At 68.1% G+C, this 26379-nt stretch carries 23 protein-coding genes; 9 read left to right on the top strand and 14 right to left on the bottom strand.

All coding sequences use genetic code 11. From position 1 onward, the window contains the following. Positions 1-108: 108 nt before the first annotated feature. Positions 109-987: a serine hydrolase gene (locus FDK12_RS01065; RefSeq protein ID WP_137367839.1), complete on the bottom strand. Its 879-nt coding sequence runs from the start codon at positions 985-987 to the stop codon at positions 109-111. Positions 988-1340: 353 nt separating this feature from the next. Between FDK12_RS01065 and FDK12_RS01070 the strand changes: the two genes are divergently transcribed. After that, complete coding sequence (locus tag FDK12_RS01070; RefSeq protein ID WP_104117215.1) at positions 1341-1586, top strand: hypothetical protein; 246 nt, start codon at positions 1341-1343, stop codon at positions 1584-1586. Between the two features lie 67 nt (positions 1587-1653). Here the strand turns inward: FDK12_RS01070 and FDK12_RS01075 are convergent, their stop codons facing one another. Continuing rightward, positions 1654-2793 carry a glutamate--cysteine ligase gene (locus FDK12_RS01075; RefSeq protein WP_137367840.1) on the bottom strand — a complete coding sequence of 380 codons (1140 nt, stop codon included), beginning with the start codon at positions 2791-2793 and terminating at the stop codon, positions 1654-1656. 155 nt (positions 2794-2948) lie between these two features. Between FDK12_RS01075 and FDK12_RS01080 the strand changes: the two genes are divergently transcribed. Then, a complete protein-coding gene (locus tag FDK12_RS01080) occupies positions 2949-3767 on the top strand; it encodes a shikimate 5-dehydrogenase (RefSeq protein ID WP_262983221.1) in 819 nt (272 codons plus the stop codon). A 7-nt stretch (positions 3768-3774) separates the two neighbouring features. Here the strand turns inward: FDK12_RS01080 and FDK12_RS01085 are convergent, their stop codons facing one another. The 3 genes from FDK12_RS01085 to FDK12_RS01095 all read right to left on the bottom strand — a co-directional run bounded on the left by FDK12_RS01085 (position 3775) and on the right by FDK12_RS01095 (position 6929). Beyond that, on the bottom strand, positions 3775-5682 hold the full coding sequence (locus FDK12_RS01085) for an amylosucrase (protein ID WP_137367841.1): 1908 nt from the start codon (positions 5680-5682) through the stop codon (positions 3775-3777). Positions 5683-5751: 69 nt separating this feature from the next. Next, a complete protein-coding gene (locus FDK12_RS01090; RefSeq protein WP_189636220.1) occupies positions 5752-6447 on the bottom strand; it encodes a maleylpyruvate isomerase family mycothiol-dependent enzyme in 696 nt (231 codons plus the stop codon). Between the two features lie 35 nt (positions 6448-6482). Then, positions 6483-6929: a VOC family protein gene (locus FDK12_RS01095; protein WP_137367842.1), complete on the bottom strand. Its 447-nt coding sequence runs from the start codon at positions 6927-6929 to the stop codon at positions 6483-6485. A gap of 210 nt (positions 6930-7139) precedes the next feature. Between FDK12_RS01095 and FDK12_RS01100 the strand changes: the two genes are divergently transcribed. Beyond that, positions 7140-8594 carry an APC family permease gene (locus tag FDK12_RS01100; protein ID WP_137367843.1) on the top strand — a complete coding sequence of 485 codons (1455 nt, stop codon included), beginning with the start codon at positions 7140-7142 and terminating at the stop codon, positions 8592-8594. Positions 8595-8619: 25 nt separating this feature from the next. Here FDK12_RS01100 and FDK12_RS01105 read toward each other — a convergent pair whose 3' ends face one another. After that, a complete protein-coding gene (locus tag FDK12_RS01105; protein ID WP_262983223.1) occupies positions 8620-9189 on the bottom strand; it encodes a GNAT family N-acetyltransferase in 570 nt (189 codons plus the stop codon). Between the two features lie 119 nt (positions 9190-9308). After that, the gene (ybaK, locus tag FDK12_RS01110; protein WP_137367844.1) at positions 9309-9803 is read right to left on the bottom strand and encodes a Cys-tRNA(Pro) deacylase; all 495 of its coding nucleotides are present in this window, start codon (positions 9801-9803) and stop codon (positions 9309-9311) included. A gap of 250 nt (positions 9804-10053) precedes the next feature. On the opposite strand from ybaK, the gene FDK12_RS01115 reads away from it, so the two are divergent. Continuing rightward, a complete protein-coding gene (locus tag FDK12_RS01115; protein ID WP_137367845.1) occupies positions 10054-10347 on the top strand; it encodes a DUF503 domain-containing protein in 294 nt (97 codons plus the stop codon). 72 nt (positions 10348-10419) lie between these two features. Here the strand turns inward: FDK12_RS01115 and FDK12_RS01120 are convergent, their stop codons facing one another. The 6 genes from FDK12_RS01120 to FDK12_RS01145 form a co-directional block, all read right to left on the bottom strand. After that, positions 10420-11133, bottom strand: a complete 714-nt coding sequence (locus FDK12_RS01120; RefSeq protein ID WP_137367846.1) for an HAD family hydrolase — start codon at positions 11131-11133, stop codon at positions 10420-10422. A gap of 148 nt (positions 11134-11281) precedes the next feature. After that, positions 11282-12496 carry a class I SAM-dependent methyltransferase gene (locus FDK12_RS01125; RefSeq protein ID WP_137367847.1) on the bottom strand — a complete coding sequence of 405 codons (1215 nt, stop codon included), beginning with the start codon at positions 12494-12496 and terminating at the stop codon, positions 11282-11284. A 9-nt stretch (positions 12497-12505) separates the two neighbouring features. Then, positions 12506-13264, bottom strand: coding sequence for an ABC transporter ATP-binding protein (locus FDK12_RS01130; RefSeq protein WP_137367848.1), 759 nt, complete (start codon positions 13262-13264; stop codon positions 12506-12508). Continuing rightward, positions 13261-14217, bottom strand: a complete 957-nt coding sequence (locus tag FDK12_RS01135; RefSeq protein WP_137368238.1) for an iron chelate uptake ABC transporter family permease subunit — start codon at positions 14215-14217, stop codon at positions 13261-13263. Before FDK12_RS01135 ends, FDK12_RS01130 begins: the two co-directional genes overlap by 4 nt. 46 nt (positions 14218-14263) lie before the next feature. Then, positions 14264-15277 carry an ABC transporter permease gene (locus tag FDK12_RS01140; protein WP_137367849.1) on the bottom strand — a complete coding sequence of 338 codons (1014 nt, stop codon included), beginning with the start codon at positions 15275-15277 and terminating at the stop codon, positions 14264-14266. A 33-nt stretch (positions 15278-15310) separates the two neighbouring features. After that, complete coding sequence (locus FDK12_RS01145) at positions 15311-16258, bottom strand: siderophore ABC transporter substrate-binding protein (protein WP_137367850.1); 948 nt, start codon at positions 16256-16258, stop codon at positions 15311-15313. A gap of 326 nt (positions 16259-16584) precedes the next feature. On the opposite strand from FDK12_RS01145, the gene groES reads away from it, so the two are divergent. Then, positions 16585-16881 carry a co-chaperone GroES gene (groES, locus tag FDK12_RS01150; RefSeq protein WP_055768411.1) on the top strand — a complete coding sequence of 99 codons (297 nt, stop codon included), beginning with the start codon at positions 16585-16587 and terminating at the stop codon, positions 16879-16881. Positions 16882-16955: 74 nt separating this feature from the next. Beyond that, the gene (groL, locus tag FDK12_RS01155) at positions 16956-18569 is read left to right on the top strand and encodes a chaperonin GroEL (RefSeq protein WP_137367851.1); all 1614 of its coding nucleotides are present in this window, start codon (positions 16956-16958) and stop codon (positions 18567-18569) included. 192 nt (positions 18570-18761) lie between these two features. Here the strand turns inward: groL and FDK12_RS01160 are convergent, their stop codons facing one another. Continuing rightward, on the bottom strand, positions 18762-20396 hold the full coding sequence (locus FDK12_RS01160; protein ID WP_137367852.1) for a ribonuclease J: 1635 nt from the start codon (positions 20394-20396) through the stop codon (positions 18762-18764). Positions 20397-20700: 304 nt separating this feature from the next. On the opposite strand from FDK12_RS01160, the gene FDK12_RS01165 reads away from it, so the two are divergent. The 3 genes from FDK12_RS01165 to FDK12_RS01175 all read left to right on the top strand — a co-directional run bounded on the left by FDK12_RS01165 (position 20701) and on the right by FDK12_RS01175 (position 26288). Beyond that, the gene (locus FDK12_RS01165; protein ID WP_223263006.1) at positions 20701-22755 is read left to right on the top strand and encodes an acyltransferase family protein; all 2055 of its coding nucleotides are present in this window, start codon (positions 20701-20703) and stop codon (positions 22753-22755) included. Between the two features lie 119 nt (positions 22756-22874). After that, positions 22875-24401 carry an IMP dehydrogenase gene (gene guaB, locus FDK12_RS01170; RefSeq protein ID WP_137367853.1) on the top strand — a complete coding sequence of 509 codons (1527 nt, stop codon included), beginning with the start codon at positions 22875-22877 and terminating at the stop codon, positions 24399-24401. Between the two features lie 57 nt (positions 24402-24458). Next, positions 24459-26288: an ABC transporter ATP-binding protein gene (locus FDK12_RS01175; RefSeq protein WP_137367854.1), complete on the top strand. Its 1830-nt coding sequence runs from the start codon at positions 24459-24461 to the stop codon at positions 26286-26288. Positions 26289-26379: the final 91 nt, after the last annotated feature.

Raw genomic sequence — 26379 nt, forward strand, 5'->3', positions numbered from 1 at the left:
CCGACGGCGTGCCCGCCTCAGCGGGAGCGGGGAGCCGGGCACGCCGCGGGGCGTCTGCGACGGGCCGTCCCTCCGCGCTCCCGTGCGCGGATCCGCGCGTGTTCACGCTCAGGCATCCGGCGCGAAGAGGGCATCCTCGATCACGCGGGTCAGGTCATGGATCAGCTGGACCTGCTCGGCCCCGGCGTTGCCCTCCGTGTTCTCGGTGTAGATGACGAGCGCGAAGGTCGAGCCGTGGTACGTGAGGAGCGCTGCATCGTGGAGTTCGCCGTCCACCTGGCCGTATTTGTGGTGCACCGTTATCCCCGGGCGTGAACCGGCAGGGATGAGGTCCTCGTTGTTGGTTTCCTGCATGTAGCCCAGCAACTGTGCGGTGTCGTCCTGGTTCAGGAGGTCGCCCGCGTAGAGCTTCCTGAGCACGGTAGCCATGTCAGCCGCTGTCAGGAGGTTGTCCTCGGGGTCGTAGTCGATGCCGAGGGACGCCGCGTACTCCGTGAGCTGCGGGTGGCCTACGGCGTCCATGACCAGGGCCCAGGAATCATTGCTGCTGTTGTTGACCATGGCCTCGATCTGGAAGGCGGCGTCGTAGTCCCCCAGGTCCTGATCGAGGCTCGCCTCCCCGTTCTCGACCAGATGGTAGAACGCCGCGGCCGAGATGATCTTGGCAGTGCTCGCGGCGAAGAATGGCCTCTCGTCGCCGAAGGTCCGGGTAGCGCCGCCGGAGACGTCGGCCAGCGCCACGCCGACCCGGGACGTGTCGGCTTCCGCGAGGAGGGCGGAGATCTCGTCGTCCAGTGATGCGGGGGCTTCTGCGACGGGGGCACCGGGCACCTCATCGTGAGGTTCCGCGTCCGGAGGGGGAGCGGACGGAAGCCCGATCACGGCCAGGACGACGAGGGTGAGGACCAGCGCGGTGCAGGCGCCCCACACCGTCCGCATGCGCCGGACCCTGCGCGAGGGGGAGCGGCGTCCGGCTTGCTGCCCCATCAGTCCTTCTCCTGCCCGTGCCGCGAGCCCTGGCATCGGCGCCCCCGGCGCGGAAGCCGCTCGGGTGCCGAGGGGAAGATCTCTGCCATGTCGGCTCTCCTACGTTCCTGGTCGCCGGGGCCGCCGCAGCGCCCGCGTCGACGTGCAAGCATAACCTGCGGAACGGCCCGGACCGACGGCCGGGAGCCCTGCGGCAACCGCAGTGGCGCGTGCCCGGACCGGTCGTGCCCGCCGGATCGGGCGGAACCGGAGGGACCGGCGAGGCCGCTACACCTCGCCGCGGGAGGGCGCAACGTCGCTGGGGACCGGTGGCCCGGCTGCGGACACGGTGGCCGGCGGCCTACGCTCGGACCATGGACCAGCCGACAGAAGAACATCACCTGAAGGACCTCGGGAGCACCGAGGGTATCGACCCTACCGACGTAGGCCAGATCCAGGACGGCCCGCTGACCGCTGCGGACGAGGTGGATCTGATCTCGAACCAGGCAGTCCCGGATGCGGAACCGTCCGTGGAGACCCTCGCAGGCAATCTCGGCCTCGAGGACTCACCGGCGGACAATCCGACGACGGACGACCGCTTTACCGGAGGCTCGCGCTAGCGCACCCCACACCTGCCCGGCACGCCCGGTGTGCCGGGCAGTCGATCCAGCCGCAGCACCTGCACCGTCAGGCCCGGAGCTGCTGCACCATGTCCAGAACGACGGCGCGCAGGTCGCCGGCGTTCTCCTCGGCGATCCGACGCTGGCGCTGGTAGCCGGCGCCCCGGCGGAGAATGCCGTCGACGTCGGCCAGTTCGCTGCTGCAGCCGAGCTTCGCGGCGATCGGCTCGAGGCGATTCAGCACCTCCACGAGGTGCTCCGTGACGAGCTGCTCGTTGCCGTCCGCGTCGAGGATGATGATGGCGTCCAGGCCGTAGCGCGCGGCACGCCATTTGTTCTCCTGGATGTGCCACGGCTGCATGGTCGGGATCGTTCCGCCGGCATCGAGCGTCCCGGAGAACTCGTGCACGAGGCACTGGGTGAGTGCCGCGACGGCGCCGACGTCCTGCAGGGTCGAGAGACCGTCGCACACGCGCATCTCGACGGTACCGAGGTTCGCGACGGGGCGGATGTCCCAGCGGATCTCGCTGACGGCGTCGATCACCCCCGTGGTGAACATGTCCTGGACGTAGGACTCGTACCCCGACCAGTCGTCGAAGTGGAATGGCAGGCCGGCCGTGGGCAGCTGCTGGAACATGAGGGCGCGCTGCGATGCGTACCCCGTGTCCTCCCCGCCCCAGAAGGGCGACGACGCCGAAAGCGCCTGGAAGTGCGGGAAGTAGTTGGTCAGACCGTCCACGACCGGCAGCGCCTTGTCGCGGTGATCGAGTCCCACGTGGACGTGCACGCCGTAGATCACCATCTGCTGACCCCACCACTGCGTGCGGTCTATGAGCTTCGCGTACCGCTCCTTGTCGGTGACCTGCTGGGCACGCGGGGCGCTGAAAGGATGAGAGCCGGCGCAGAAGAGCTCGACGGCCATGGGATCGGTGACCTCGCGAACCGCGGCGAGGGAGCGGGACAGATCCTCCTTGGCCTCGTCCACGGTGGTGCAGACGCCCGTGACGAGCTCGACGGTGTTCAGCAGGAGTTCCTGCTTGATGTGGGGGTGCTCGTCGTCGTCCTGCAGCTCCGGGTGGTTCGCGCTGACGCCCCTGAGCACCTCGTTGGCCACCGAGACCAGCTCGCCGTTGTAGCGGTCCACGAGCGCCAGCTCCCACTCCACACCGAGTGTGGACTGGGCGGACTGCGCGAATTCGATCTTCAAGTTCTTGCTCCTGGGACGGTGCGGGAAGTGGTGCGGTGGGAAGGCCTCGACAGTGCGCCGTCGCGTGGAGGACTGAGGTCAAGTGTAGTGAGGGCGCACCGACCGGCGCGTGATGTGTCGTCGTCTCCCGCCCGGGACTCGGGCAGAATAGTGCGGTGCCCATCCTGAACAAAGACATGACGCTCTGTATCTCCCTGGCTGCGCGGCCCAGCAACATCGGCACGCGCTTCCACAACTACCTCTACGAGGAGTTGAAGCTGAACTACATCTACAAGGCCTTCACGACGACGGACCTGCCGTCCGCCATCGCAGGACTCCGCGGGCTCGGTATCAGGGGCTGCGCGATTTCGATGCCCTTCAAGGAGGACGTCATCGCTCTCGTGGACCACCTCGACCCCTCCGCGCAGGCGATCGACTCCGTCAACACGATCGTGAACGACGACGGCGTCCTCACCGCCTACAACACCGATTACCTCGCCGTGGAGCGGCTCCTGCGCGAGCATGCCGTCCCGGCGACGCACTCGGTGCTCGTGCAGGGCTCCGGGGGCATGGCCAAGGCGGTGGTCGCGGCCCTGCGGGACTCCGGCTTCACCCGCGTCACCGTCGTGGCGCGCAACGAGCGCACCGGCCGCGCGCTGGCCGAGCTGTACGGGTTCCAGTGGCAGCGCGAGGTCGGGGAGTCGACGGCGGACCTCATCCTCAATGTCACGCCGCTGGGGATGACGGGCGCCGACGCGGACGTCGTCGCCTTCCCCCGGACGGCGATCGACGCCGCGCAGGTGGTGTTCGACGTCGTCGCCTCGCCGTCGGAGACCCCGCTGATCCTCGCCGCCCGGGAGGCCCTAAAGCCCGTCATCACGGGAGCCGAAGTGGTGGCGCTGCAGGCCGAGGAGCAGTTCGTGCTCTACACCGGCGTCCGGCCAACGCCTGAGCAGGTCCGGGCAGCGGGGGAGTTCTCACGCCAGCAGGCGTAGGACGGCATCAGACCCGCAGCCACAGCACGCCGTGCGGTTCGAGGGTCACGCCGGGACGAAGGAGGGTACGCTCACCGCTGATGAGGTCCGGCGCTGACTCGGGAAGGCCGGACAGGGTCTCGACGGAGAGCTCCTGCGGTGTCTCCGCGAAGTTCGCGAACACGACGACGGTCGATTCTGGTGCTCCGAGCGCGCCGAGCAGGCCCGGGCGCTGGTAGCCGAGGACGTGAGGATTGTTGGTGTGGAACGGTACGAGCCGACCCCCGGCGAACTCCGGGGTCCGGCGACGCACCTCGATCAGGCGGCGGAGCCCGGCGAAGACGGCGCCGGCGTCGGTCGCCGGGTCCTGCCGCGACGCGTAGCGGTCCGCCGGGTAGGCGGGGCGGCCCACCCAGCGGCTGTCGTCCGCCTTCGCCGGGTCCGATTCGTACCCGTAGTCGTTGAGTTGGCCCACCTCGTCACCGAGGTAGAGCAGCGGGATTCCTCCGGTGCTCAAAATGATCGAGTGCGCGAGCAGGATGCGGGCGACGGCGGCGTCGTCCTGCGCCTCGAGCCCGGCGAGTGACGCCGTCGTTCCCGAGATCCGGCAGTCGCCGGTGCGTGGGTTGTCCTGGAAGGGGACGCCGCGCGCGAAGCTGTCGGGGAACCGGTTGACGTAGAACGAGTTCAGGAAGCGGCGGTGGTCCGAACCGTTGATGCCGAGCTCGGCGGCGTCCTCGTCGGAGAACGTCCAGCCGATGTCGTCGTGGCTCCGCACATAGTTGACCCAGGCGGTTCCCTCCGGGATGTGGTGCCGGCGCTCGAGTGCCTGGTCGAGCAGGGAGACCTCGCGTGTTGCGAGCGAGTTCCAGGTCAGCGCCATCTGCAGGGGGTTGTAGCTGAGCTGGCACTCGCCGCGATCGATGTACTGCACCACCTCGTCCGGATGCACGATCGCCTCGGACTTGAAGAGCAGGGACGGCGCAGCGAGGCGGCACACCGCATTGAAGGCCTGCAGGAGCAGGTGCGCCTCGGGGAGGCTCTCGCAGGACGTACCCAGCCGTTTCCAGATGAACGCGACGGCGTCCATCCGGACGATGTCGACGCCCTGGTTCGCGAGGTACAGCATCTCCCCGGCCATCGCCCGGAACACGCGCGGGTTGCGGTAGTTCAGGTCCCACTGGAACGAGTGGAACGTGGCCCAGATCCAGCGCCCGTCGTCGAGTTGCACGAAGGATCCGGGATGGTCGTCCGGGAAGATCTCTCGGACGGTGCGCTCGTAGGCGTCCGGCATCTCCCGGTCCGGGTAGATCCAGTAGAAGTCCTCGAAGTCGGGGTCACCCGCAATGGCCTTGCGGGCCCACTCGTGCTCGTTGGAGGTGTGGTTGAAGATGAAGTCCACCACGAGGGCTATCCCGTTGTCCCGCAGCTCCCGGGCGAGCCCGGCGAGCTCGTCCATGGTGCCGAGTGCCGGATCGACGTCGCGGTAGCTCGAGACCGCGTAGCCGCCGTCGGAGTTCTCCTCGGGAGCCAGGAACAACGGCATCAGGTGCAGGTAGGTCAGGCCGAGCTCGTGGAAGTACGGGATGCGCGAGCGGAGTCCCTCGAGGTTCCCCGCGTACAGGTCCACGTAGCAGACACCGCCGAGCATCCGGTTCGACTGGAACCAGTCCGGAGCCATGGCCCGGGACGCGTCGATGGCCTTGAGGTCCGCGGGCCGGTCCTGCCAGGCCACCGCGGCATCGAGCACCACCAGCAGAAGTTCTGCGTCCGCTCCAGGCCCGTAGATGCGGTGGAACAGCGACTGCAGCCGAGGGAACTCCGTGTCGAAGCGGGCCTCGAAGGACTGCCAGTCGGCGTCCGGCGTCGTACTCCGGCGCGCGGACAGCAGCTCCGCCCGGATGCGGTCCCCGTGCAGGCTCTCCGTGGAATTCATCCAGCAAGCGTAGTGCAGGAGGGCGCGCCGGCCGTGTGCGCGTCCGGTGCCGGACTGCGACTTCCCCCGTCAGGCCGCGCGGTCTGGCATCGGGCCCCGGTTCCCGTCGCCCCCGGCGATGCGCGCTCGCAGAAGGGGCACGCCGGGACCGGTGACATCGCGGAGGTAGTCAGGACGGCCGGCCATGCACATCACGAGCGCTACCAGCGGCCCGCAAACCTCCGGCCCCTCACCCGCTGTGAACCGAGCGTCGGTCGCGATCAGCCGGAGCCGGCTCGCGATGCGCCGGCTCGGCACGGTGAAGTTCTTCGCGACGAAGAATCGGGCGACCGGAAGCAGGGCGTCCAGGGCGGGCCGAGTCTCGATGCCCAGGGCTCGCCGGATGTCCTGCGCATGCACGACGACCTCGCCGAGATAGGCAGGCAGATCCGACGACGGCGCGATCGCCAGCGGAACGACCTCCTCGAACCGCCGGAGCGTCCCGGCGGGCGTGGCGCCGAGGTGCTCGGTCAGGCGGCGCTGATTGTGCACGCCGGGCCGGAAACCGGCGAGGACCATGCTCCGGATCCATGGCCACCTCCCGATCGACCCTGCGGCCGAGAGGTGTGCGACGACTTCCTCGACAGTCCACCTGCCGCACAGGGACGGGCGCTGCCATTGGTCCGGCGTAAGGGTGGCGAGGTCCCGGGCGAGGGCGGCGCGTTCGGCATGTGTGACCTGCCACAGTGCTCTCCTCGCGGAAGCGCGACCGACGCCGGGACTCACTACACCTGCCCCGGCGTCGGGAGGAGGGGAAGGGGTCACGCCGGCTGCTGTTCGCCGTACTTCGCCTGGACGGCTGCCCAGTCGCCTGTCTCAGCGATGGGATCCATCCACATGATCTCCCAGGTGTGCCCGTCCGGATCCGCGAAGGAGCGCGAGCGCATGAAACCCAGATCCTGGGGGGCGGCCTCGACTGCACCTGCGGCGACGGCCTGCTCGACGAGCGCGTCGACGTGTGCCGACTCCTCGAGGCCGATGGCGTTGATGACGGCGGAGGTGGAGTGGGTGTCGGCGATCGGCTTGTCCGTGAACCGCGAGTAGTGCTCGTGCGTGAGGATCATCAGATGGATGGTGTCACTGATGGTGATGGCACCGGCATCGTCGTTGGAGAAGTTCTGGTTCAGGGTCCAGCCGAAGCTGGTGTAGAACTCCTTGGACTTCGCCAGATCGGCGACCGGAAGGTTGATGAAGACTCGCGTGGCCATGGCCGTTCTCCTGTTCTTGGAGGGCCCTTCGTGGGCCCTTGATACGTGTTGGACGGAAGCGACCTCCAAGAATCATCGGTGCGGGGGAGACTTTCGGCAAGGGACAGGCATGACGACGGCAAGAGCACGGCATGACGGTTTCGCGGTCGGCTCTTGCTAAGCAGGCTGATCAGGGCCACAGTGAGGTGGAAAACCACAGGGGAGGCCAGCATGAGTACTTCTGCCGAGCACGTATCCGACGCACCGGCGAACACCGGTGAGCCCGAACTCAAACGGGTGCTCGGGCCGAAACTGCTCCTCCTCTTCATCGTCGGGGACATCCTCGGAGCGGGTGTCTACGCCGTCACCGGAACGATGGCCGGCACGGTGGGCGGACTGGTCTGGCTCCCGTTCCTGCTCGCGTTCATCGTCGCGACCATGACCGCGTTCTCCTACCTGGAGCTCGTGACCCAGTACCCGCAGGCCGCCGGCGCCGCGCTCTACACGCACAAGGCGTTCGGAATCCACTTCGTCACGTTCCTGGTGGCGTTCGCCGTCGTGTGTTCCGGCATCACGAGCGCGGCGACCTCGGCCAACGTCCTGGCGCAGAACTTCTTCGGCGGACTCGAGATCAATGGTTGGCTGGCGATGCCGGGACAGGGGGTCATCACCGCGGTTGCCCTCGGGTTCATGCTCCTGCTCGCCGTGATCAACCTGCGCGGGGTCGGCGAGAGCGTGAAGTTCAACGTGGTCCTCACGCTCGTCGAAGTGGCCGCCCTGTGCATCGTGATCGCCGTCGGATTCCTCGCCATGGCGCAGGGCAAGGGCAACGTGGGCGAGATCTTCGTCTTCACCGACTACCAGGACAAGGGCATGTTCCTCGCGGTCACTGCGGCGACCTCCATCGCCTTCTTCGCGATGGTCGGATTCGAGGACTCCGTGAACATGGTGGAGGAGACCCAGAACCCCGAGCGAATCTTCCCGCGGACCATGCTCACCGGCCTCGGCATCGCCGTCATCTTCTACATGCTGGTCGCGATCTCCGTCGTTACCGTCCTCAGCCCGACGGAGCTCGAAGGAATCCGCGAGGCCGAGGGAGCGGCCCTGCTCGAGGTCGTCCACAAGGGGTCTCCGGACTTCCCCATTGACAGGATCTTCCCGTTCCTCGCCGTCTTCGCCGTCGCGAACACCGCCCTGATCAACATGCTCATGGCGAGTCGGTTGATCTACGGCATGGCCCGGCAGGACGTCCTGCCCCGGCCGCTCGCCAAGGTGCTGCCCGTCCGGTGCACGCCCTGGGCGGGGATCGCCTTCTCCACCATCCTCGCGCTGGGCCTGATCCTGTACGTCACGAGCGATCCTGACAGCAACATCGTCGCCAATCTCTCGGGTACGACCGCCTTCCTGCTGCTGTGCGTGTTCACGGTGGTGAACCTCGCCTGCGTGGTCCTGCGGCGGAAGCGGGACCTGAACCGCAAGGTGTTCTTCACCTCGCCGGGCCCGCTCCCTGTCGTGGCCGCGCTGCTGTGTGCGTTCCTCGCGGGACCGTGGGTGGGGCGCGACGTCATCCAGTACCAGATCGCCGGGAGCCTGATGGCGATCGGCGTCGTCCTGTGGCTCGTGACCTGGCTCATCAACAGGAAGACCAACACGCGCGCCGGCGATCCGACGGGCGTCGACGGCTGAGCCGTACGGCATCCGCCTCGCCCGCCTACCTCTGAGGACAGGGCGAGGTGAAGCGGTCTTCCCCATCCGCCGGCGGAACGACGGTTTCAGGACGCACCGTCCGGACCAGTGAGTAGGAACCGAGGTCCCGCCGTTTACCGCCGATCTCCAGATAGCCGCGCAGGAGTCCCTCGTAGGTGAAGCCCGCGTTCCGGGCGACCGCGATCGAGCCTGTGTTCCAGGGTTCGATATGGAGTTCAACGCGGTGGAGATCCTGCAGGGTCCACGCGAACAAGGAGAGCGCTCGCAGTGCGTCCGAGGCCACTGACCGACCCCTGGCGGCCGGTGCGACGGCGTACCCCGCCTGGGCGCGACCCAGGCCGTAGTCACGGAGCCAAAGCCCGATGATGCCCAGCGCGTCCCCCGAGGAGGCGTCGCAGATCGCGAAGGAGAAACCCGTGCCCTCGGGATGCCGCTGACGCTGGCGTCCGATGTACGCGAGAGCTTCCGCCTGATTGCACAGCGCGGGAAGTGTGCCGATGAGCGGCACGTAGGGATCCGTCGCGAGGTCACGGACCATGGCGGCGTCCCGGTCCTCGAACGCACGGAGGGCCACGCGCCCGGAGGTGGGCGGCTCTCGGGGCCAGGCTGGAAGAAGGAGCCGCGCGGGCGCCGTCACGGCGTGGCACCGGTGATGGTCTTCACACAGCTACCGTAGCCCGTCACCCGCGGCACTCAGGGACCGGCGATGGCCGCCGTCAGGGCCTGCGTGGCGGCGATGAGGTCAGCAGGGGCCAGTTCGATGTCCAGCCCCCGCCGGCCGCCGGATACGAAGATCGTGGACTGCGCGTGGGCGGACTCGTCGAGCACCACGGGCGACGGCTGCCGCTGTCCGATCGGCGAGATCCCCCCGAGTACGTAGCCCGTACGGCGCTGCGCCACTGCCGGATCCGCCATGGTCGCCTTCCGCGCTCCGAGCGAATGCGCCAGAGCCTTGAGGTCGAGCGACCCGTTGACCGGCACGACGGCGGCCACGAGGGATCCGTCGACGCTCGTCATGAGCGTCTTGAAGACCCGCTCCTGCTCGACCCCCAGCGCGGCCGCGGCTTCGAGCCCGTAGGAGGGGGCGCCGTCGTCGTGCACGTAGGGGCGAGCGACGAACGGTATCCCCGCTGCCGTCAGCGCGGCCACCGCAGGTGTACCGGTGGACCGGTTCGGTTTCTTGCCCACTCGCGCCTCCCTCTCCGGCGGCACTCGAGTCCGCGATGCCCGTCCGGCCCCGATCGCCGCTGAACCCACGCTCGGGAGCGGGACCAGCTACCACCGGCCCTGCCGGCCAGGGTCCTTCGACGTAATCTACGCCCTGTCGCTGCGCGCTCTCCAGCCCTCGGACGCGGAGTCCTTCGAGCCTCCGTCACAGTGTCGTGCCTCCGCTACAGTACGAAGGACTGGCCCCGGGGGCACTACAGGGAGGACCGTCATGTGGATCGGTTTCATCGAGTTCGACGTCCTGCTCGGTGACGTGCACTCGCTGAAGGGCAAGCGATCGGTGGTGCGTCCGCTGGTGTCGGACCTCCGCCGGACATTCGAGCTGTCCGTTGCCGAGGTCGGCCACCAGGACCTGCACCGCCGGGCCGTCGTCGGGGCTGCGGTCGTCGGCGGAGATCGGCAGCACGTGGTGGACGTGCTGGACCGCGTGGAGCGGTACGTCGCAGCGAGGCCGGAGATCGAACTGCTGAGCGCCCACCGGCAGCTCCTCAGCAGCGAGGACTAGCGTCGGCAGGGGCCCACCAGGCCGGCGGATGCGGACGCGAGCCCGGCGCTACCGGGTGCTGAACCTGCCCGCTCAGGCTTCGTCGGAGGACGTGGCGAGCCTGTGCAGAGCGCCGTCGTCGAACGCGTCGAGCAGCGCCCGGATGTCCTTGTACACCTCGACGGCACCCGCCTCCCGTAATTCAGCCTCGCTCGTGCCGCCCGACGCCAGGCCGATCGTGGGGATGGCGAGCTCCGACGCGGCGAGGACGTCCCACACCGAGTCGCCGACGAAGACGGCGTTGGCCGCCTTGAGTCCACCGGCGTCGAGCGCGGCCTCGAGGATGTCCGGGGAAGGCTTGCTGTTCTCGGCGTCCGAGGAGCTGGTGGCCGCGCTGATCGCCTCGTCGGCGTCGATGATGCCGCGGAGGACGCCGAGCTCCTGCTTCGAGGCGGACGAGGCCAGCACCACCGTCAGGCCGTCGTCGGCACAGCGCCGTACCAGCTCGCCCGCACCCGCGAAGGGGCGGAGGCCGGGCCAGTAGGTCGAGAAGATCGCGCCGTGCGTGGAATCGAGCTCGGCGTCCTGTTCGGCGTCGCGGTCCTCGCCGAGGAGGTGAGCCACGAGCTTGTCGCCACCCATGCCGATGGCCCGGTGGATCTCGGCCATCGGGACGTCGTGCCCGAACCGGCGGAACGCCTGCCACCACGCGAGGGTGTGCTGGTAGTTGGAATCGACGAGGGTTCCGTCCACGTCGAAGAGCACGCCGTGCCGTACCTCGGGGGAGTGCGTCGTTCCATCGGCCATGTGGTCCACCTTCCGCTCGCGCGATCGTCCTGCCGCATCGTTCTTCTACCGTGTCCGAGTCTAGGAAGCCGGCGGATGCCTGCCCAACCGGACCGGCCGGTTGCGGCGGGAGGGGAAGTGTGTGGTCCGGGAGGCGGTGCTCTTCCGCCTACGCAGCCGGAACCGGCTCGACGACGATCGCCACGCGCTCGTCCCCGATGCGCGTCAGTACGAGGGTGGCCTTCTTACGGCCCTTTCCCGAACTGGTCAGCAGCTGCTTGCGGACCTCCTCGGGGGTGACGGACGTGCCGCGCTTCTTGATGTCGAGCACGCCGATGCCCTCGGAGCGGACCCAGGCCTTGAGCGCCTTGACGCTGTAGGGACGTACCTCGAGCACGCGGTAGGCGCGGGCGAAGGGTGTGTCCGTCAGTGTTGGCGCGCAGATGTACGCGATCATCGGGTCGAGCAGGTGACCACCGAGCCGGGCCGCGAGGTCGGCCACGAGCTCGGCGCGGATGACGGCGCCGTCGGGCTCGTAGAGGTAGCCGGCGGGCTCGCCGATCGCCGCGATCGGTCCCTCGCCGAACTCCGCGCCGGACACCATCTCCGCGGCGCCCTGCGGACCGAGGGTGAGCGCCGCGCGCCGGACTCCGTCCCGGCGGAGCGCGTTGAACCAGAGAGCCACCTCTGTGACGTCGCCATCCACCGAGACCCACTGCGCCTCGCAGGTCGCGGGAATGGACTCGTGCGGCATCCCAGGTCCCATCTTGACGCCGACGGGCTTCCCGCTGTCGGCGAGCTCCTGGACGAAGGACAACGGGGGTGAGAAGGCTTCCGGATCGAAGAGGCGCGACGTGCCCGACGTCGTCGTCGTCCTGCGTGCCGGGTCGAGCCACACGCCGTCGAACTCCGCGGTGTCCACGGAGGATGCATCGGCATTGACGACGCGCGCGTTGGGGAAGGGGAGCAGGTTCATCGTCGCGGCGGCGGCAGTGGTCTCGTCCAGCTCGACGGACGTCACCTCGCGGTCGAGGGTGGCCAGGGCCATGCTGTCGGCACCGAGCCCGCAGCCGAGGTCGGCGACCTTCAGGAGTCCCGCGTCCACGAACCGCTGGGCATGGCGCGCCGCGACGGACAGGCGCGTTGCCTGTTCGAGGCCGGCGGCCGTGAAGATCATGTGGGCAGCGAAGGGGCCGAACTTGGCCGACGCCTTCGCGCGGAGCCGTGACTGCGTGAGGGCCGCCGCGACCACCTCGGGGGAGTAACCGGCCTTGCGCAGCTGCCCGGTGAGCCTCAGGCTGTCGGCCTCGGAGTAGGGGCCGAGCGAGTTGAGGAGCTCCCAGCCTTCGGAGGTCAGGATGTCCGCGATGTTGTCCGAAGCCATGCAGCCAGCCTAGGCGAAGTAGACGCCGATCCTGTTGCCGCGGATGTGCTCCACCTGGATCTCGACGTCGTACACGTCGTGCAGCACCTCCGGCGTCATGATCTCCTCCGGCGTGCCCTGGTGGATGAGGGCTCCGTCGCGCATCGCGACGATCGAGTCGGAGTAGCAGGACGCGAAGTTGATGTCGTGGATGACGAGCACCACGGTCTTCCCGAGGTCGTCGGCGAGCCGGCGGAGCAGTCGCATCATGTCCACGGAGTGCTTCATGTCGAGGTTGTTGAGTGGCTCGTCGAGCAGGATGTAGTCCGTGTCCTGTGCGAGGACCATGGCGATGAAGGCGCGCTGGCGCTGCCCGCCCGAGAGCTCGTCGACGAAGCGGTCCGCCAGGTGCGTGAGATCGAGATAGTCGAGCGCCCGATCGATGTGCTCGCGGTCGACGACGGTGGGCCGCCCGTTGTTGTGGGGGAACCGCCCGAATCCGACGAGGTCGCGGACGGAGAGCCGGACCGTCAGCTGGTTCTCCTGCCGCAGGATGGAGAGGGTCCGTGCGAGCGTCGGCCCCGGCGTCGTGCTGACATCGAGACCGTTGACCTCGACCGTGCCGGCGTCCAGGGGAAGCAGCCGGCTCATCATGGAGAGCAGTGTGGACTTGCCCGCGCCGTTCGGTCCGATGATCGAGGTGACACCACCGCGCGGGATGGTGCAGCTGACGTCATCCACCACCGTGGTGGTGCCGTAGCGCTTGCTGGCGTGGTCGATGGTGATCACCGGACACGACCTTTCAGGAGGAGGGCGAGGAACACGATCCCGCCGGTGAACTCGATGACGATGCTCAGCGCGGTGTCGAAAGCGAAGACCTGCTCGAGGACGAGCTGGCCACCCACGAGGGCGATCACACCCAGCAGGACGGCGATGGGAAGCACCATGGCATGGCGGAACTGGTTGCACAGCTGGTACGCGAGTGCCGACACGAGGAGCCCGAAGAACGTCGCCGGACCCACGAGGGCGGTGGAGACGGCGACCAGCACCGAACAGATGACCAGGACGAGCGTCACGGTGCGCCGGTGGTCGACGCCGAGCCCGACCGCGGTGTCGCGGCCGAGGGCCAGGACGTCGAGGCGGTGACGGAGGCGCCAGGCGGGAAGGCAGAGTGCGGCGACGGCGACCGCGGAGATGAGCAGCAGGGCCGGTTCCACCCGGTTGAAGCTCGCGAAGAACAGGTCCTGCAGGATGATGTACTCGCTCGGATCCATCAGTCGCTGCAGCAGCGACGACACTCCGCGGAAGAACACGCCGAACACGATGCCGACCAGCAGCAGCAGGTGGAGGCTGCGCCCGCCACCCGTGAAGAGCCAGCGGTACAGCAGCCAGGAGAAGGCCACCATGAGGCCGACTTCGATGATGAAACGCACCGGCGCCCCGAGCGTCAGGAGGGTCTGCGCGCCGAGGGAGAAGGCCAGCACGGTCTGGATGAGGATGTACAGCGCATCCAGTCCCATGATGGAAGGCGTCAGGATCCGGTTCCCCGTCACGGTCTGGAACAGGACGGTGGACACGCCGACGGCGACGGCGACGAGCACCATGGCTCCCACACGGTTGAGCCTCCGGGGCAGGACATAGCCGAGGTTGCCCTCGAGACCCATCAGCAGGAACGCCGCGATGAGCGCCGCCGCGGTGACGCCGAGCACCACGATCCAGGCTGCGGGGGGCAGCGATCCCATCGGCGTCCTCCCGGACTGCACGACGGCGGTGGGCAGGGCGCTGGTCCTAGCGCGCACCGGCGGTCCTCCTCAGGAGCAGGGTGATGAACAGTGCGCTCCCGACGACGGAGACGATGACGCCGACCGGCACTTCGTACGGGAAGCGGATGACCCGGCCCAGGATGTCGCAGGCCAGCACGAAACCGGCTCCGAAGATCGCGATCCAGGGCACGGCCCGACGGACGTTGTCCCCGATCAGGAGGGACACGAGGTTCGGCACGATCAGGCCGAGGAACGGGATGGCGCCGACGACGACCACCACGACTGCGCTGATCAGGCTGACCAGGACGAGGCCCAGATTCATGGTGCTGCGGTAGTTCAGCCCGAGGTTCGTCGTGAACTCCTCGCCCATGCCGGCAACGGTGAACCGGTCGGCGCACACGTAGCCGACCACGGCGAGCGCGGCCACGATCCACAGCAGCTCGTACCGGCCGCGGATGAGCCCCGAGAAGTCCCCGATCATCCACGTGTTGAGGGTCTGCAGCAGATCGAACCGGTAGGCGAAGAATGTGGTGACGGCCGCGATGACACCACCGAGCATGATGCCCACGAGGGGCACGATGAGCGTGTTGCGCAGCGGGATCCGCCGCAGGACGGAGAGGAACAGCGCGGTGCCTGCCATGGCGAACAGCGCCGCGATGAGCATCTTCACCACGATCGGGGCGGCGGGAAGGAACAGCGTGGCCACGAGGATGCCTGCCGTGGCCGATTCGACCGTCCCGACGGTCGAGGGCTCGACGAACCGGTTGCGGGCCATGAGCTGCATGACGAATCCGGCGATACTCAGGGCCACTCCCGCGAGGATGAGAGCCAGGGTGCGTGGAACCCGGCTCACGAGGAAGGTCTGCCAGACTCCGGCATCTCCTGCCAGCAGGTCCGCCGGGGAGATGTCCGAGACTCCGACGAACAGGCTCACGAAGGCAAGCAGCAGCACGGCTCCACCGGCCGGCCAGAGGGCCGACGTGCGGGTGGAACCGTGCTGCTGTACCGATCGTCGCGACCGGAGGGAGAGCGTTGCCATGAAAGGAGGCGCGGGCTCCGAGGCGGAGGGGTCCTAGGCCGTGACGGCCTCGTTGACGGCGGACACCATGGCGTCGAGGTTGTTCAGCCCGTAACCGATGAGGTACCAGCTCGCGGAGTCGAGGTAGGTGATCGCGTCGTTCTTCGCGGCGTCCGTCCCGTTCACGAGCTCGTTGTCGAGGACGGCCGAGCCCGCGGCTCCGGCCTCGCCGACCGCGGCGTCACGGTCGATGACGAACAGGTGGGCGGGGTTGATCTCGGCGACGTACTCGAAGGACACAGCTTCTCCGTGCGTTCCCTCGGCCTTGACGTCGGCGGCGGGCGCGACACCGAGGACGTCGTGGATCAGGCCGAAGCGTGACCCGGCGCCGTAGGCGGTGACTTCACCGGCGCTGGTCAGCAGGATCAGACCGTTCCCTGCGGACGCCGCGGCTTCCTTCGTCTCGCTGATCTTGGTGTCGAGGGCCGCGAGGCGCTCGGCCACTGCGTCCTCGGCGCCGAAGATACGGCCGAGGGACTCCGTGTGCTCGGTGAAGCTGGCGATCGGATCGGCCGCGTCGACGCTGAGGTCGATCGTCGGTGCGATCTCCGAGAGTTCGTCGTACGAGTCCGCAACGCGGCCCGAGATGATGATCAGGTCAGGGGCGGCAGCGGCGATCGCCTCGAAGTCCGGCTCCTTCATCGACCCGATGTTCGTGATGTCGCCACCCTCGTAGTCCGACAACTGCGCAGGCAGGGTTCCCTGGGGAACGCCGGCCACCTCCACGCCGAGCGCGTCCAGGGTGTCGAGGGCGCCGAGGTCGAAGGTGAAGACGGTCTCGGGGTCCACCGGAACCTCCGTGGTGCCCTGGGCGTGAGCGACCTCGACGACGGTCGAGGCCGCTGCCGGCTCGTCGGCCGCTTCGGAGGATCCACCGCACGCGGTGAGGGCCAGGGTAGCCGCGGCGGCGGCGGAGAGGACGGCGAGGCGCACATGTGCCATGGGGTGAACTCCGGAGGGAAGGGCCGGGAAGGCCGGATGTCGTTGAAGTAAGGAGTGCCTTACCTCTTCGAATCTAAGCGGCGGCCCACGAATTACGCAAACGATCCGTAACGTAATCAACGTGACCTCAGTCACCTGCGGGTACGCGTGGAACGAAGGCTGGCACTCGCCTTGACCGAGTGCTAGCCGTTGCATACAGTCGGAGTTGGCACTCACTCGATGTGGGTGCTAATCCCGAGGGAAGCGTTCGCCGGCACCGCGACGACGGTTCACGCCCAGCCCGACGGCCTACATTCCATTGGTATCGAACGCAAAGGAGAGCCCGAGTGTCGGTCTCTATTAAGCCTCTTGAGGATCGCATCGTTGTCCGCCCGCTCGAAGCCGAGCAGACCACTGCTTCCGGCCTCGTCATCCCGGACACGGCCAAGGAAAAGCCCCAGGAGGGCGAAGTTGTAGCAGTTGGACCGGGTCGCGTCGACGACAACGGCAACCGCGTCCCCGTCGACGTTGCCGAAGGCGACATCGTCATCTACTCGAAGTACGGCGGAACCGAAGTCAAGCACGGCGGCCAGGAGTACCTGGTGCTCTCCGCCCGCGACGTCCTCGCAGTCGTCGTCAAGTAGTACCCCGACTGGAAAAGCCCCGGCCCGCAGTGGCCGGGGTTTTTCTCGCTGCACAAGCCTGAAAGGAACCAACAATGGCAAAGCAGTTGGAATTCAACGACGCCGCCCGCCGTGCCCTCGAGGCCGGCGTGGACAAGCTCGCGAACACCGTCAAGGTGACGCTGGGCCCCCGCGGACGCAACGTCGTGCTCGACAAGAAGTGGGGCGCCCCCACCATCACGAACGACGGCGTGACGATCGCCCGCGAGGTCGAGCTCGACGACCCCTACGAGAACCTCGGCGCGCAGCTCGCCAAGGAGGTCGCCACCAAGACCAACGACGTCGCCGGTGACGGAACCACCACGGCTACCGTGTTGGCGCAGGCACTCGTCAAGGAGGGCCTCCGCAACGTGGCCGCCGGAGCCGCACCAGGTCAGCTCAAGCACGGCATCGAGGTGTCGGTCGAGGCGGTCGCCAAGCGCCTGCTCGAGAACGCCCGCGAGGTCGTCGGCCAGCAGACCGCCAACGTCGCCTCCATCTCCGCCCAGAGCACCGAGGTCGGAGACCTCCTCGCCGAGGCGTTCGAGAAGGTCGGCAAGGATGGTGTGATCACCATCGAGGAGTCCTCGACCACGCAGACCGAACTCGTCCTCACGGAGGGTATGCAGTTCGACAAGGGCTACCTCTCGCCCTACTTCGTCACCGATGCCGAGCGCCAGGAGGCCGTCCTCGAGGACGCGCTCATCCTGATCAACTCGGGCAAGATCTCCTCGCTGCAGGAATTCCTGCCGCTGCTGGAGAAGGCGCTGCAGGCCGGCAAGCCGCTGTTCATCATCGCCGAGGACATCGAGGGCGAAGCGCTCTCGACACTCGTGGTGAACAAGATCCGCGGCACGCTCAACGTCGTCGCCGTCAAGGCGCCGGGCTTCGGTGACCGCCGCAAGGCCATGATGCAGGACATCGCGACCCTTACGGGTGCGCAGGTCGTCTCGCCCGACCTCGGTCTGAAGCTGGACCAGGTCGGACTCGAGGTGCTGGGCTCCGCCCGTCGCATCACGGTCACGAAGGATGCGACCACCATCGTCGACGGCACGGGCAGTGAGTCCGACGTCGCCGATCGCGTGGCGCAGATCCGCGCCGAGGTCGAGCGCACCGACTCCGACTGGGACCGTGAGAAGCTTCAGGAGCGCCTGGCGAAGCTTGCCGGCGGCATCGGCGTCATCAAGGTCGGCGCGGCCACCGAGGTCGAGCTCAAGGAGAAGAAGCACCGCATCGAGGACGCCGTGTCCTCGACGCGTGCCGCTCTCGAAGAGGGCATCGTGGCCGGTGGCGGTACCGCCCTGGTCCACGCAGGCAAGGCGCTGGACACCGACGCCGACGTCCTGGCCCTCGAAGGCGACGCGGCGACCGCCGTCGGCCTCGTCCGCCGCGCGATCGCCCAGCCGCTGCGCTGGATCGCCGAGAACGCGGGCCACGAGGGCTACGTCGTCGTCTCCAAGGTCTCGGACCTCGAGGTGGGTCACGGCTTCAACGCCGCCACGGGCGAGTACGAGAACCTCGTGGACGCCGGCATCATCGACCCGGTGAAGGTCACGCGTTCCGCTCTGCGCAATGCCGCCTCCATCGCGGCGCTGGTGCTCACCACGGAAACCCTCGTGGTCGAGAAGCCGGAAGAGTCCGACGACGAGGGCCACGGTCACTCGCACTAGGACATCCGGGCTCCGGTCCGACCCGTGTCACGGAAGCACCCCGGTTCCTCGGAGCCGGGGTGCTTCTTCTTTACCGGGGTGCTTCTTATGGGGCCGTCCTTCGGCGGGCCGTCCCATCCATGGCGCGGCCCGTCGGGAGCACGAAGGCCCCGGTACTCCGAGGAGTACCGGTGCAACAGGTCGGGCGTCCGGTCAGGCGTCGACGACGATCGCCGTGACGACGGGCTGGCGGTTGTAGAACCGGCGCATCCAGTTGGCCGTGGCCCGCTCGATGATCTCCTCCGGATCCTGTCGGCGTCCGCCCTGGCGGTTCGACGCGAAATCGCGCAGCGCCTTCTCGACGGCGGCTCCTGCCTTGTCGAGGTCCTCGTCCGAGCAGGAGAAGCCCTTGGTGAAGAACTCGGGAGCCTCGACGATCTCGCCGTTGTCGGGATCGATGATCGCGAGGACCGTGACCACGCCCTCCTCCGCCAGCCGGCGGCGCTCGCGGAGGTCCTCCTCCGTGATTCCGCCGACGCTGTCGCCGTCGACGAAGACCAGGCCGGCCTCCACCTTGCCGGAGAGGGTCGCGCGCCCGCGGACGAGGTCGACTGTCACGCCGTCCTGAGCGATGACGACGTTGCGGGGATCGACGCCGGTGGCGACGGCGATCTCCGAGTTGGCCCGCAGGTGGCGCCACTCGCCGTGGACCGGCATGACGTTGCGGGGCTTGACGATGTTGTAGCAGTACGCGAGCTCACCCGCACTGGCGTGTCCGGAGACGTGCACCTTCGCGTTGCCCTTGTGGACCACGTTGGCGCCGATCTCGGTCAGCGCGTTGATGATCCCGTAGATGGCGTTCTCGTTGCCCGGGATGAGCGAGCTCGCCAGCAGGACCGTGTCACCCTCGGTGATGCGGATCGCGTGGTCGTTGTTGGCCATGCGCGACAGGGCGGCCATCGGCTCACCCTGGGACCCGGTGCAGATCAGGACGACCTTGTGGTCGTCGCTGCGCTCGAGCTTCTTGAAGTCCACGAGCAGGCCCTGCGGGATGTTCAGGTAGCCGAGATCCGCTGCGATCGTCATGTTGCGCACCATGGAGCGGCCCACGAAGGCCACCTTGCGGCGGTGCCGGTGCGCGGTGTCGATGATCTGCTGGATGCGGTGGATGTGGCTGGCGAAGCTCGAGACGATGATGCGGCGCGGCGCCGTGCGGAAGACGGCATCGATGGCGGGGGAGAGGTCCTTCTCCGACGTCGTGAAGCCGGGGACGTCCGCGTTCGTGGAGTCGGTGAGGAAGAGGTCCACGCCCTCGGCGCCGAGCCGGGCGAACGCTCCGAGGTCCGTGATGCGGCGGTCCAGCGGGAACTGGTCCATCTTGAAGTCGCCGGTGTGCAGCACCATGCCGGCCGCGGTGCGGATGGCGACGGCGAGGCTGTCGGGGATCGAGTGGTTCACCGCCACGAACTCGAGGTCGAAGCCGCCCATGGTGCGGCGGTCGCCCTCCTTGACCTGGACGGTCTTCGGGGTGATGCGGTGTTCCTGCAGCTTGGCCGAGATGAACGCGAGCGTGAGCTTCGAGCCGACCAGGGGGATGTCCGCGCGCTCCTTGAGGAGATACGGCACGGCCCCGATGTGGTCCTCGTGCCCGTGCGTGAGCACCACGGCGACGACGTCGTCGAGCCGGTCCCGGATGTAGGAGAAGTCGGGCAGGATGACGTTGACGCCGGGCTGGTGTTCCTCGGGGAACAGGACGCCGCAGTCGACGATCAGCAGCTTCCCGTCGAACTCGAAGACGGTCATGTTTCTGCCGATCTCACCGATGCCACCGAGAGCGACGATGCGCATGGCTCCCTTGGCCAGTTCCCGTGGTGCTTTCAGTGCGGCAGGTCTTTTATTCACAGATTAGGTTTCTCTCGTTGGTGAGGGAAGCGGGGCCAGCGGCCGTCAGACGTACGTCGTCGAGGCCATCCACCCGGCAATTCCATTCGCGTGGTCCCCGCTTTCCGGGGACATACTCCTCCAAGACTACGTGGTCGGGCGCCGCGCGGGTTATTCCTCCGACGGCCCCAGGCGGTCCGTGGCGTCCGCGGAGCGGTAAACTGGACGTTTGCGTCCGCCCAGTATCACCCGGCTCCCGAGGAGGAACAGCGTGGTCTCCGTCCTGCAGTCCCCTCCGGGCCGGCCCGGTCGAACGGTACGGAAGCCGTCGGGTGAGCGCACCTTCCGGCCCGAGGTGCAGGGATTGCGGGCGCTCGCGGTCGCCATGGTGGTCGTCTATCACGTATGGCTCGGCCGCGTGTCGGGAGGGGTCGACGTCTTCCTGCTCGTCTCGGCGTTCCTGCTCACCGTCACGTTCACCCGACGCCTCGAGTCCGGCCAGCCGCTCGCCCTTCCGGCGTACTGGCTGGGACTGCTCAAGCGGCTGCTCCCTGCCGCCGTCGTCGTCCTCCTGTCCGTCCTTGCGGCGACGGCGGCCGTCGTCCCCGATTCGCGCTGGCGGTCCGTCATCGACCAGACGTGGGCGTCGCTGACCTACCGGCAGAACTGGGAACTCGCCGGCAACGCCGTCGATTACCACGCACTGGACAACAGCGGAGCCAGTCCGCTGCAGCACTTCTGGTCCCTGTCGATCCAGGGCCAGGTGTTCCTGCTCTGGCCGCTGCTGTTCGCGGCCTGCGCCGTCGTCGTCGCGGTCACGAGCCTTCGGCCACGACGCGTCCTCGTCGCTGTGTTCGGAGCGGTATTCGTGGTCTCCCTCGGGTTCTCCGTGTGGCAGACCGGTGAGCACCAGGCCGCGGCCTACTTCGACACGCGTGCCCGGCTGTGGGAGTTCGCGCTCGGATCGCTCGTGGCGCTCGTCCTGCCCTACCTGGTGCTTCCGACGCGGGTCCGGATCCTCCTCGGCTGGGCCGGTGTGGGCATGATGCTGGCCTGTGGTGTCCTCCTGCAGGTGCACCAGCAGTTCCCGGGCTACATCGCGCTGTGGCCCACCCTGGCTGCAGCGGCCGTGATCGTGGCCGGTCGCACGGGAAGCCCGGCTGGCGTCGACCGTTGGCTGTCCTCGGTGCCCCTGCAACGGCTGGGCGGAGCGTCTTATGCGCTGTACCTCTGGCACTGGCCGGTCCTGATCATCTGGCTCATCGTCGCGGACCAGGACGCGGCGGGCCTGGTCGACGGCGCCCTGGTCATTGCCGCCTCACTGGTGCTCGCCGCGCTGACCACTCGGTACGTCGAGGAGCCGGTGCGCTCCTGGCTGTGGCCCTCGGTCAAGCGCCGGCGCACGGGCCTGGTCGCGGCGGTCGCACTCGCCCTCGTGGCCGTGCCCCTGACCGGTTGGGAGTACCGCGTACAGGCACGGGAGGCCGCGGTGGAGCAGCAAACCCCGGCCGACAACCCTGGTGCGGCCGCCCTGGATCCGGACTTCGAGTTCGAGGGTGCTGAGGACGCCCTCGTGAAGCCGCTGGCCAGCAGTCTCGGCGCCGAATGGGCCGCGGTGGACGGGCCGTGCTCGGACGCCCTCATGCCCGCCGACCCGCAGCTGTCCTCGTGCGAGCAGACGGGCACCGAGGCGACCGCGGAGCGCACCGTGCTGGTTCTCGGGGACTCCCACTCGCACATGTGGATGACGGCGATCGGGGCCATGGCGACCGCGAACAACTGGCTGGCCGTGTCGGTGCACAAGCCGAACTGCAGGTTCGTGGACGCTCCGATGCCGGAGTTCCCGGAGTGCCAGGCGTTCAACGACGCGGTCGGGGACTACGCCCTGGAGCTCCACCCCGACGCCGTCGTGACGGTCAGCACGCGCACGGACTGGAGCTCCCCGGACGAGGAGGTGCCCGCCGGCTTCGAAGCGGGCATCCAGCCGCTTCTCGACGCGGGCATCCCCGTGGTCGGGTTGCGGGACACCCCGCGCTTCGACGAGGACATGGCGGAGTGCACGGCACGGCACGCTGCGGACCCCTCGGTCTGCGATGTCCCCAGGGCCGACGTGCTGGCGCCGTCGTCGCCCCTCGCACCCGTCGCTGATCGCATGCCGGGACTCGAGCACCTGGATCTGACCGATCTGGTGTGCGCGGAGGGCACCTGCTCCGGCATCGTCGGGAACGTGCGCGTCTACATGGACCGCGACCACCTGAGCAGGACGTACGTCGAGACCACCGTCCCGGTCTTCGAGGAGCGGCTGAAGGCGGCGCTCGGGTGGTGACGTGAGGACAGTCACCGGAATAGGGCGCTTCCACGATCCGTTCTAGACTGGAAGAGCCCGCCGGCGCACCCGAGCCGAAGGCCCCTTCCCCACCCGGTGACACCGAAAGAGGCGCAGCAGTGAGCCAGCAGTCCGGCCAGAACGAGACCCACGACCCCTTCGGATTCATCGGCCTGACGTACGACGACGTGCTCCTGCTCCCCGGCCATACCGACGTCATCCCCTCGGAGGCCGACACCTCCTCTCGCATCTCCAAGCGCATCACCGTGAGGACGCCGCTGCTCTCCTCGGCGATGGACACGGTCACCGAGTCCCGCATGGCGATCGCGATGGCCCGGCAGGGCGGCCTCGGGGTCATCCACCGCAACCTGTCCATCCAGGACCAGGCAGACCAGGTGGACCGGGTGAAGCGCAGCGAGTCCGGCATGATCACGAACCCGCTCACCATCGGCCCCGACGCCACGCTCAGGGAGCTCGACGAGCTGTGCGGCCACTACCGCGTCTCGGGCCTGCCGGTCGTCGATGAGACCGGTCACCTCCTCGGTATCGTCACGAACCGCGACACCCGCTTCGTCCTCGAGCGCGACTTCCAGCGGACGCTGGTGCGCGACGTCATGACGAAGATGCCGCTCGTCACCGGGAAGGTGGGCATCAGCGGCGACGACGCCATCAACCTCCTGGCGTCGAACAAGATCGAGAAGCTTCCGCTCGTCGACGACGAGGGGATCCTGCGCGGCCTGATCACCGTGAAGGACTTCACCAAGGCCGAGCAGTACCCGCTCTCCACGAAGGACGACGACGGCCGCCTCCGTGTCGGTGCCGCCATCGGGTTCTTCGGGGACGGCTGGGAGCGCGCCATGACGCTCGTCGAGGCCGGCGTGGACGCGCTCTTCGTGGACACCGCGAACGGCCACAGTGCGGGCGTGCTCGAGATGATCGCGCGCCTGAAGGCGGAGAAGTCGGCCGCGCACGTCGACATCATCGGCGGCCAGGCTGCGACCCGCGAGGGTGCCCAGGCCCTGATCGACGCCGGCGCCGACGGCATCAAGGTGGGCGTCGGTCCCGGTTCCATCTGCACCACCCGTGTCGTCGCCGGCGTCGGCGTCCCCCAGGTCACGGCCATCTACGAGTCGGCGAAGGCGGCCATCCCGGCAGGCGTGCCCGTGATCGCCGACGGCGGCCTCCAGTACTCCGGCGACATCGGCAAGGCGATCGTGGCCGGAGCGGACACCGTGATGCTCGGTTCGCTCCTCGCCGGGTCCGCCGAAGCCCCGGGCGAGCTGATCTTCGTCAACGGCAAGCAGTTCAAGACCTACCGCGGCATGGGCTCGCTCGGTGCCATGCAGACGCGGGGCAAGAACACCTCCTATTCGAAGGACCGTTACTTCCAGGCGGACGTCACGGGCGACGACAAGCTGATCCCCGAAGGCATCGAGGGCAGGGTCGCCTACCGCGGCCCCCTCGCCTCGGTGGCCTACCAGCTCGTCGGTGGCCTGCGCCAGACCATGTTCTACACGGGTGCGCGCACCATCCCCGAGCTGAAGGCCAAGGGCAAGTTCGTCCGCATCACGGCCGCCGGGCTCAAGGAGTCGCACCCGCACGACATCCAGATGACGGTCGAGGCACCCAACTACGGCTCCAAGTAGCAGCCCCGCGCCGCGTCGGGCCGCCCGCGTCGGCCACGGAAAGCAGGTCGGCGCCGTATGAGCAGCCTGCCGCAGCCTGAAGCGGGCGCGCGTCGGAAGCTCCGGCTCGCCCCCTACGCGCGTGCCGTCGGGCAGGTGCTGGTCGTCAGTGCGAAGGCGTCACCCGGCGCCGTCGCCATGAAGATCGCCGGTTCGCTCATCTCGGCGGTCCTGCCGCTGGTCACCACCTATTTCGCGTCCCTGACGACGACGGCGCTCGCCGCCGCCTACGCGGGTGACCCCGACGCCGGCCGGTCCGCGGTCACCTACGTGATCGTCACTGCCGTGCTCGGGTTGCTCTGGGGCGCGTTCACCAGCGTCGACCGCTACATCCAGCAGGTCCTGAGCTTCCGCGTCGGTGCCATCGTGGGCGACCGCATGTACGAGCGGTTCCTCGCCCTCGAGTTCTGGCGGTACGACGACAAGGAGACGGTGGATCTCTACGACCGGGCGCGCCGCTTCTCGGACTCCTACGCGAGGGTCCTCGACCGCATCGCGGCGATCTTCACGCAACTGGTGTCCGTGGTCCTCGCCATCGGCGCGTTGCTCCTGGTCAGCTGGTGGATCGCGCTGATCGTCCTGGTGGCGATCATCCCCAGCGTCTACCTGCAGTTCCGCCTGTCCCGGGAGCAGATGGCCCACTGGAACACGCAGGTGGACTCGCGCCGGCAGCGCCGCATGATCGAGAACAACCTGATGAAGCCGCAGCACATCGCCGAGATGCGCCTCTACGGCATCGTCCGCCACCTCATGGACCTGCGCTCGACCCTGCGCGACGCCGACGAGAAACGGCGGTTGGACTTCCAGAAGCGCTACATCCCCAAGCAGCTCCTCGCGGATGCTCTGCAGTACGGGGCGGAACTGCTCGCGCTCGTCTGGATCGTCGGCCAGATCATCGCCCGGGCCCAGCCCGTGGGTCAGTTCCTCTACGTCCAGCAGATCGTCAGCCGGGCCCTCAGCACCGCGAACAACCTCGTGTCCTCGCTCAGCTCCATCGACGAGGACCTGGCGAACCTCAAGGACTACGAGCAGTTCATGGAGTTCCCCCTCTCGACGGCGGCCGTCGGGCGGCTCGAGGCGGCACCCTCCGTCGTCGAGCTCCACGACATCCACTTCACCTATGCGGGCGGCGAGGCGGAGGTGCTCAAGGGCATCTCGATGTCCTTCGAGCGCGGGGCCCACGTGGCGATCGTGGGGGAGAACGGAGCGGGTAAGTCCACGCTCATCCGGGTCCTCGCGGGGCTGTACCAGCCCAGCAGTGGAAGCGTGCTGGTGGACGGGCGGGACCTGCGGGACATCAGCATCGACGACTGGCATCGGTACCTCGCCGTCATGTCACAGGACTTCCTGCGGTACGAGTTCGCGACGGCCGCGAACAACATCTACTTCGGCGACGTGCACCGCCCGCGTGACGACGACCGCGTGCGTCGGGCAGCGCAGGACGCCGAGGCCGTGGAGTTCATCGAGAAGATGCCCAACGGCTTCGACAACTACGTGAGCAACTGGATGGAGGACCCCCGCGGGCGGAAGGGCAGCGGCCTGTCCGGCGGGCAGTGGCAGCGCCTCGCGATGGCTCGCAACTTCTACCGGGACGCTCCCTTCATCGTCATGGACGAGCCGACGTCGGCCATCGACGCTCTCGCAGAGCACCGGATCTTCACGCGGCTGTTCGCCGACCGCTCCCGAACGATCATCGCCATCAGTCATCGGCTCGCCACGATCGAGAAGGCGGACATCGTGTACATGCTGGAGAACGGCCGCGTCGTCGAATCCGGCACCCACCCCGAGCTGGTGGCGCTCCGGGGTCGCTACTACCGGATGTTCGAGAGCCAGTTGCCCGAGGTGTAGGGGCTCATGGCGGGGTGTGGGACGCTTTGCTCCCCGGCGGGTGTTTCTGCGAAGATGGCTCCGCACGAAGCGTCGACGATCAAGGACAGAT

The sequence above is a fragment of the Arthrobacter sp. NamB2 genome (assembly GCF_005281365.1).
Taxonomy (GTDB): Bacteria; Actinomycetota; Actinomycetes; order Actinomycetales; family Micrococcaceae; genus Arthrobacter_D.

Coding starts and splice junctions, on each gene's coding strand:
- FDK12_RS01160 (WP_137367852.1), bottom strand. CDS start 20,396: ATGCGCATCGTCGCTCTCGGTGGCATCGGTGAGATCGGCAGAAACATG.
- FDK12_RS01120 (WP_137367846.1), bottom strand. CDS start 11,133: ATGGCCGATGGAACGACGCACTCCCCCGAGGTACGGCACGGCGTGCTC.
- FDK12_RS01070 (WP_104117215.1), top strand. CDS start 1,341: ATGGACCAGCCGACAGAAGAACATCACCTGAAGGACCTCGGGAGCACC.
- FDK12_RS01115 (WP_137367845.1), top strand. CDS start 10,054: ATGTGGATCGGTTTCATCGAGTTCGACGTCCTGCTCGGTGACGTGCAC.
- FDK12_RS01085 (WP_137367841.1), bottom strand. CDS start 5,682: ATGAATTCCACGGAGAGCCTGCACGGGGACCGCATCCGGGCGGAGCTG.
- FDK12_RS01145 (WP_137367850.1), bottom strand. CDS start 16,258: ATGGCACATGTGCGCCTCGCCGTCCTCTCCGCCGCCGCCGCGGCTACC.
- FDK12_RS01140 (WP_137367849.1), bottom strand. CDS start 15,277: ATGGCAACGCTCTCCCTCCGGTCGCGACGATCGGTACAGCAGCACGGT.
- FDK12_RS01175 (WP_137367854.1), top strand. CDS start 24,459: ATGAGCAGCCTGCCGCAGCCTGAAGCGGGCGCGCGTCGGAAGCTCCGG.
- groL (WP_137367851.1), top strand. CDS start 16,956: ATGGCAAAGCAGTTGGAATTCAACGACGCCGCCCGCCGTGCCCTCGAG.
- FDK12_RS01095 (WP_137367842.1), bottom strand. CDS start 6,929: ATGGCCACGCGAGTCTTCATCAACCTTCCGGTCGCCGATCTGGCGAAG.
- FDK12_RS01065 (WP_137367839.1), bottom strand. CDS start 987: ATGGGGCAGCAAGCCGGACGCCGCTCCCCCTCGCGCAGGGTCCGGCGC.
- FDK12_RS01135 (WP_137368238.1), bottom strand. CDS start 14,217: ATGGGATCGCTGCCCCCCGCAGCCTGGATCGTGGTGCTCGGCGTCACC.
- FDK12_RS01100 (WP_137367843.1), top strand. CDS start 7,140: ATGAGTACTTCTGCCGAGCACGTATCCGACGCACCGGCGAACACCGGT.
- FDK12_RS01125 (WP_137367847.1), bottom strand. CDS start 12,496: ATGGCTTCGGACAACATCGCGGACATCCTGACCTCCGAAGGCTGGGAG.